Consider the following 5,426-nt stretch of genomic DNA (forward strand, 5'->3'; position numbering starts at 1 on the left):
TTCGGCCGCTTCGCTTTCCTCGCTTTCGGCGTCCGGCGCGTTCCCGCGCTTTCCGCCTTTCAGACTCTAGCAGATCTTCCGACCCGCTTTTCGTCTGTTCCTGCTATTGCTTTCCGCCTTCGGGACTTTCGTTCCTTCGGCATCCGGCTGGTGGAGCCTAGCAGATTCGGTAACCCGTTTCCGCCGGTACTCCGGCACCGATCGGGAATTCCAGAATCCACATGCACAAGAACAGCAAATAGCCGAACCCGTCGCGAATGAACGCGACCGATGATCGAGAAATTCGATGGTGATGCTTGCGGCAGGAGTGCAATCCTTGACGGACGCCCCGCTCGGCTCTGGCAGAGACTACCAGACTGTCGCGTCGTTGGACAACTTCGCGACAACCCTTCGAATCTACGTGTGCGGTCGGTGGGCTGTCAAGATCACCTGATCAAGCGATCATCGGCAGTTCGTCCGCGACGTCCGAGGATGCCACATCCCCCCGCTCTCCGGCGAATTCGGCCCGGCGGCCCAGGATCACCACGTACGCCAGGAACACCGCCTCGACCGTCGCCCCGATCGTGATCCTGCCCCAGGTGGGCAGGCCGGACGGGGTCACGAAGGCCTCGATGATGCCGGAGACGACCAGGACCAGGGCCAGGCCGACCGCCATGCCCAGGGCGATTCGGCCCTCTTCGGCGATCGCCTTGGCGCGGGTTCGGGGGCCCGGGTCGATGACGGTCCAGCCCAGGCGCAGGCCCACGCCGGCCGCGATGAACACGGCGGTGAGTTCGAGCAGGCCGTGTGGCGTGATCAGGCCGAAGAAGACGTCGAGGCGGCCCGCGTCGGCCATCAGGCCCGCCGAGATGCCGACGTTCATCGCATTGCCGAACACGATGAACAGCACCGGCAGGCCGAGCAGGATGCCCAGGGCCAGGCAGCCGGCCGTCACCCACGCGTTGTTCGTGGCCACCTGGGCGGCGAACGAGCTCGCGGGGGCGCTGGAGTAGTAGGTCTCGAAGTCACCGCCCGGGCGAGTCAGCTCGCGGATCTGGTCCGGCGCGCCGACCGAATCGCGGACCGCCGGGTCGTGGGCGACCCAGGCGGCGATCAGTGACGCCACCACGAGGAAGGCCACGGCCGTCGTCCCCCACCAGCGGCGACTGCGGTAGACCGCGACCGGGAATCGAACGGTGAGGAAGAGTGTCGCGTCGCGCCAGGCCGGCGTGCGTGGGGCGGTGACCGCCGAGCGGGCCCGGGCCGTGAGGGTGGAGAGCCGGCCGACCAGTACGGGGTCGGGCGCGGCGGAGCGGATCGTCGACAGGTGGGTGGCCGTGCGGCGGTACAGCGTCACCAGCTCGTCCACCTCGGGTCCCGACAGGCGGCGGCGCCTGCGGGTCAGTTGTTCCAGGCGTTCCCACTCGTGGCGGTGTACCGCGACGAAGACGTCGACATCCATACGGTGCATCCTCTCTGGGAGCGACATCGACGCACACACTGGAGGTGGCCGTGTCCGAGCTCGTCACGGGAGAAGCGGTCGCGCTCGACCTGCGCCCGGCGCGGCTGCCCAGCCGGGCGATCGCGATGGTGATCGACCTCGCGGCACAGGTCGCCGTGTTGTTGGCGGTGGTGTGGCTGGTCTCGCTGGCGGTGCCCGTCGACGACGGTGCGCTCGCGGCGGCGTTGACGTTGACGATCGTCGTGCTCGTGGTGATCGGCTGGCCGGTCGCCTGGGAGACCGCGAGTCATGGGCGCTCCCTCGGGAAGTTGGCGCTCGGGCTTCGGGTGGTTCGCGACGACGGTGGGCCGGTTCGGTTCCGGCACGCGCTGGTGCGGGCGCTGCTCGGGTTCTTCGTGGATTTCTGGACCACGTTCGGGTGTGGCGCGGTGTTCTCCTCGATGGCCTCGACGAACGGCAAGCGGCTCGGGGACATGGCGGCCGGGACGTTCGTGGTGCGGGAGCGCACTCCGGGGGTGCGGCAACTGCCGCTGCCGCTGCATCCGGCCGCGTCGGCGTGGGCGACCGGGATCGAATTGTCCGGGCTGCCCGATGATCTCGCTCTTGCCATTCGGCAATACCTGTCCCGGCGGGACCAATTGGATCCGGCGATAGCCGCGTCGCTCGCCGAGCGGCTGACCGGGGACACCGCGCAACGGATCGGGGTCGGGCCGCCGCCCGGAATGCATCCGGTGGTGTACCTGGCCGCCGTACTCGCCGAGCGCCAACGTCGGGACTGGGAGCGGCACGCGTCCGCCGTCGGCGGGCACGCCACCGGGAACGCGGCGCCGCCGGCGCCCGGCTCCGTACCGCCGATCCCGCCGATCCCGTCGGCACCGGGCTCGCAGGCGCCGACGCCCACGCCCACGCCCACGCCCGAGCCGACGCCCGCCCCTGGATCGACCTCCACCCCCACGCCCGCGCCCGCATCCGAGCCCACCCCCACCCCCACACCCCCCGGCTTCACCCCCCCATCGTGATCCGTGGGTTCGGCGGTGTGTCGAGGGCTTCGAGTTCGATGCCCGGGGCGGCCAGGACCACGTCGCCGCTCAGGTGGATCGTGGCGCGTTCGCCGGTGGCGAGGTCGTCGACCTCGTAGCGTTCGACCGTCAGGCCGTCGTGGGTCTCGATCGTGGCCAGGGTCCAGGACTGGTCCACCGTGTGCGCGGCCAGGACCGGTTCGGTCAGCGCGATCAGGCGCAGCCGGGCGGAGTCGCCGACGGTCAGGTTCAGCAGCGTGGCGGTCGCGATCAGGAAGGCGGGCGAGCGGCCCGTGAAGCCGGCGGCGCGGGCCTCGGCCTCGGTCGCGGGCGCGTCCACCGTCGGGTCGGCCGCGGCCCGAAGCCACACCACGCCGGGTGCGCCGGCCACCGCGGTCGCGCCGCCGCGGACGCGCCAGCCGCCCGCGAGCACCTCCAGGCGCACCGGGCGGCCCCGCGCGTCGAGGGTCAGGTCGATGCCGCTTCCGGTGTAGCGCCAGCCGATCGGGCCGGGGGCGCAGGAGAAGCGTTCCTCGCCCAGGGGGGTGCCGTCGTGCGGGTCGTGGAAGGAGTAGGTGCCTGAGGGCATGCGCGGACCCTACGACACGGTCGGCGCGTCGGGGTCGGCCGCGGCGACGACGCGGGTGAGCAGGGCGGTGAAGGTGGCCCGCTCGGCGGCGGTCAGGGGCGCGAGCAGGTCGTCCATCGCGGCGTCCACGAGGGGTTCCTGCCGGGCCAGGCGGTGTTCGCCGGCGGGGGTGGCGGCGATCGCGTTCTTGCGTCGGTCGTGCGGGTCGGGGGTGCGGGTGACCAGGCCGTCGGCCTGGAGGGAGTTCAGGATCGCGACCATGTCCTTGGGGTCGATGGCGACGGCGCGGGCGAGTTCGGCCTGGGCCACCGGGCCGTACTCCCGGACCGCGATCAGCACCAGGTGGTGCAGCATCGGCATGCCGTCGCCGGCCAGCGCCTCGCGGACCAGGCCTCGGCCGTGTGCGGCGGCGCGGCCGAGCAGCCAACTGGGCAGGGCGCGGATCCGGGCGGGGGCGGGCAGCTTGTCGACCATGGACGCAGCCTATCCGGAGAATCGTTGGACTTTCCCACGATCATTGCCATACCGTTGGGCTCACCCACGGTTTTCGTTGGGCTTCCCCATGATTCTCGATACCCGGAGGACGCGCGCATGCGTCGTGTTCGCTATTACCGCAACGGTGGTCCGGACGTGCTCTGCCCGGAGGAGGTGCCGGACGTCGAGATACCCGAACCCGGGCCGGGCGAGCTGCTGATCCGGACCGAGGCGATCGGGGTGAGCCTGCCGAGCGTGCGCAAGGTGCGCGAGGGCGGGCTGCCGCTGCCCGGGGTGTTCGGCGGGGACGTGGCCGGCGAGGTGGCCTCGATCGGGCCGGGCGTGACCGGGTTCGCGGTCGGCGATCGGGTGGTGGCCATCTCGTTCGCCGACGCCTACGCGGATCTCGCCCTCGCCCCCGTGTTCACCGCGTCGCACATCCCCGCCGCCGCGAGCGCGGTGGACGCGGTCGCGCTGGTGCGCGGCGGGCATGTCGCGCTCGCGGCGCTGGCCTCGGCCGGTGTGGTCGAGGGACGCTCGGTGCTGGTCACCGGTGCCGCGAGCGGGGCCGGTCATCTGGCCGTACAGCTGGCCCGCACGCGCGGCGCGAGCCGGGTGGTCGCGGCCGTGGGTTCGCTCGACAAGGCCGACTTCCTGCGCGGGCTCGGGGTCGACGAGGTGGTGTCGTACGCCGACGCGTCGTGGGGCGAGCCGGTCGACGTGGTGCTCGACGGCGTCGGCGGCGAGGTGTTGCCGCGCGCGGTGGCCGCGCTCGCGCCGTTCGGCCGGCTGGTCTTCTTCAACTCCGGCGGTGGGACGGTGCCGGCGTGGGAGCTGCTCGCCGGCGCGCGGACGATCACCGGGATGTCGATGGCCCGCTTCTCCACGGCGTTCCCCGAGACGTACGAGCGGCACCGGCACGAGCTCTGGGACCTGGCCCTGTCGGGCCGGCTCCGGGTCGTCGTGCACGGCACGTTCGCGCTCGCGGACGCGGCGAAGGCGCACGAGGTGATCGAGGCACGCGCCAATCTCGGCAAGGTCGTCCTGTGCCCGTAGGCCGAACCGACCCGCGCCCGACCGCCGTCACCCCCCGCACTGCGCCGACATCGCCGCCTTGTCCGCGTCCGTCACCGGCAGTTCGTACTTGATCGACACCTGCGCGTACCGCACCACGTAGGAGCAGCGCACCGCCTTGTTCGGTGGCAGCCACGTCGCCGGGCTCGAGTCGCCCTTGCCGCCGTTGATCGGGCCGTCGACGGCCAGCAGGTTCAGCGGGTCGTTGGCCAGTCGGCGGCGCTTGTCGGCGTCCCACTGGGCGGCGCCCATCTGCCACGACGCGCTCAACGGCACCACGTGGTCTATCTGTATCGCCGACGCCTTGGCCTTGGTGAAGGTGATGTCCTTGCCGGAGTACGGGTCGGGCAGCGTCATCGTCTCCACGACGCAGCCCTTCCCGTCCCGCCAGCGGGTCGCCCGGCCGTCCCGCTTGAGGATGTCGTCGCGGGTGCCGCAGTCGTTGCCGCCGAACGGCACGCCGCTGACCGCGTCGCTCCAGGCCGGGCCGTACTTCTCCCGGTCGTAGCCGGTCTTCGGGCCGCGCCCCTTCGTCTGCACCCGGTCGATCAGCGCCCGGGCCCGGGCCAGGTCGGCCGCCGAGGTCAGCGGCGCGAGGCCGGGTTTGGTGCCGTCCTCGTTGTCCAGCGGGTCGACCGCATCGCCGCCCGACGCCGGTTGTGCCGTCTTGGCGGCCGTGGCGCCGGCCGCGGACTCCGCCTTCGAGCCGTCGTCCTGACACGCCGTCACGGCGGTCAGGGCCGCCGCGACGAGCAGGGTCGCGGCATGGTTGCGCCGTCGCATGCGACCGCCCCCCGAGGGTTGTCGTGTGAGCCGGACGGCGGTGGGC

General features: G+C 72.0%; 6 protein-coding genes. 2 read left to right on the forward strand and 4 right to left on the reverse strand.

Annotated features, from left to right (window positions below; translation table 11 throughout):
• Positions 1-433: 433 nt before the first annotated feature.
• The gene (locus tag ACFRCG_RS48190) at positions 434-1,441 is read right to left on the reverse strand and encodes a stage II sporulation protein M (RefSeq protein ID WP_380043021.1); all 1,008 of its coding nucleotides are present in this window, start codon (positions 1,439-1,441) and stop codon (positions 434-436) included.
• Between the two features lie 50 nt (positions 1,442-1,491).
• On the opposite strand from ACFRCG_RS48190, the gene ACFRCG_RS48195 reads away from it, so the two are divergent.
• A complete protein-coding gene (locus ACFRCG_RS48195) occupies positions 1,492-2,460 on the forward strand; it encodes an RDD family protein (RefSeq protein ID WP_380043022.1) in 969 nt (322 codons plus the stop codon).
• On the opposite strand, the gene ACFRCG_RS48200 is transcribed toward ACFRCG_RS48195, so the two are convergent.
• On the reverse strand, positions 2,444-3,049 hold the full coding sequence (locus tag ACFRCG_RS48200; RefSeq protein ID WP_380043023.1) for a hypothetical protein: 606 nt from the start codon (positions 3,047-3,049) through the stop codon (positions 2,444-2,446). The two genes, ACFRCG_RS48195 and ACFRCG_RS48200, sit on opposite strands and share 17 nt — an antisense overlap.
• A 9-nt stretch (positions 3,050-3,058) precedes the next feature.
• Positions 3,059-3,523 carry a MarR family winged helix-turn-helix transcriptional regulator gene (locus ACFRCG_RS48205; protein WP_379999967.1) on the reverse strand — a complete coding sequence of 155 codons (465 nt, stop codon included), beginning with the start codon at positions 3,521-3,523 and terminating at the stop codon, positions 3,059-3,061.
• Positions 3,524-3,640: 117 nt separating this feature from the next.
• Here ACFRCG_RS48205 and ACFRCG_RS48210 point away from each other — a divergent pair, with 117 nt between their 5' ends.
• A complete protein-coding gene (locus tag ACFRCG_RS48210) occupies positions 3,641-4,579 on the forward strand; it encodes a zinc-binding alcohol dehydrogenase family protein (protein WP_380043025.1) in 939 nt (312 codons plus the stop codon).
• 27 nt (positions 4,580-4,606) lie between these two features.
• On the opposite strand, the gene ACFRCG_RS48215 is transcribed toward ACFRCG_RS48210, so the two are convergent.
• Positions 4,607-5,380: an HNH endonuclease family protein gene (locus ACFRCG_RS48215; RefSeq protein ID WP_380043026.1), complete on the reverse strand. Its 774-nt coding sequence runs from the start codon at positions 5,378-5,380 to the stop codon at positions 4,607-4,609.
• Between the last annotated feature and the right edge of the window lie 46 nt (positions 5,381-5,426).

This window comes from Embleya sp. NPDC056575 (assembly GCF_042793325.1).
In the GTDB taxonomy this organism is placed as follows: Bacteria; Actinomycetota; Actinomycetes; order Streptomycetales; family Streptomycetaceae; genus Embleya.

What these genes read in the sequence shown, in the direction of transcription:
- ACFRCG_RS48205 (WP_379999967.1), bottom strand. Translation starts at nt 3,523, where the DNA reads ATGGTCGACAAGCTGCCCGCCCCCGCCCGGATCCGCGCCCTGCCCAGT.
- ACFRCG_RS48210 (WP_380043025.1), top strand. Translation starts at nt 3,641, where the DNA reads ATGCGTCGTGTTCGCTATTACCGCAACGGTGGTCCGGACGTGCTCTGC.
- ACFRCG_RS48215 (WP_380043026.1), bottom strand. Translation starts at nt 5,380, where the DNA reads ATGCGACGGCGCAACCATGCCGCGACCCTGCTCGTCGCGGCGGCCCTG.
- ACFRCG_RS48200 (WP_380043023.1), bottom strand. Translation starts at nt 3,049, where the DNA reads ATGCCCTCAGGCACCTACTCCTTCCACGACCCGCACGACGGCACCCCC.
- ACFRCG_RS48190 (WP_380043021.1), bottom strand. Translation starts at nt 1,441, where the DNA reads ATGGATGTCGACGTCTTCGTCGCGGTACACCGCCACGAGTGGGAACGC.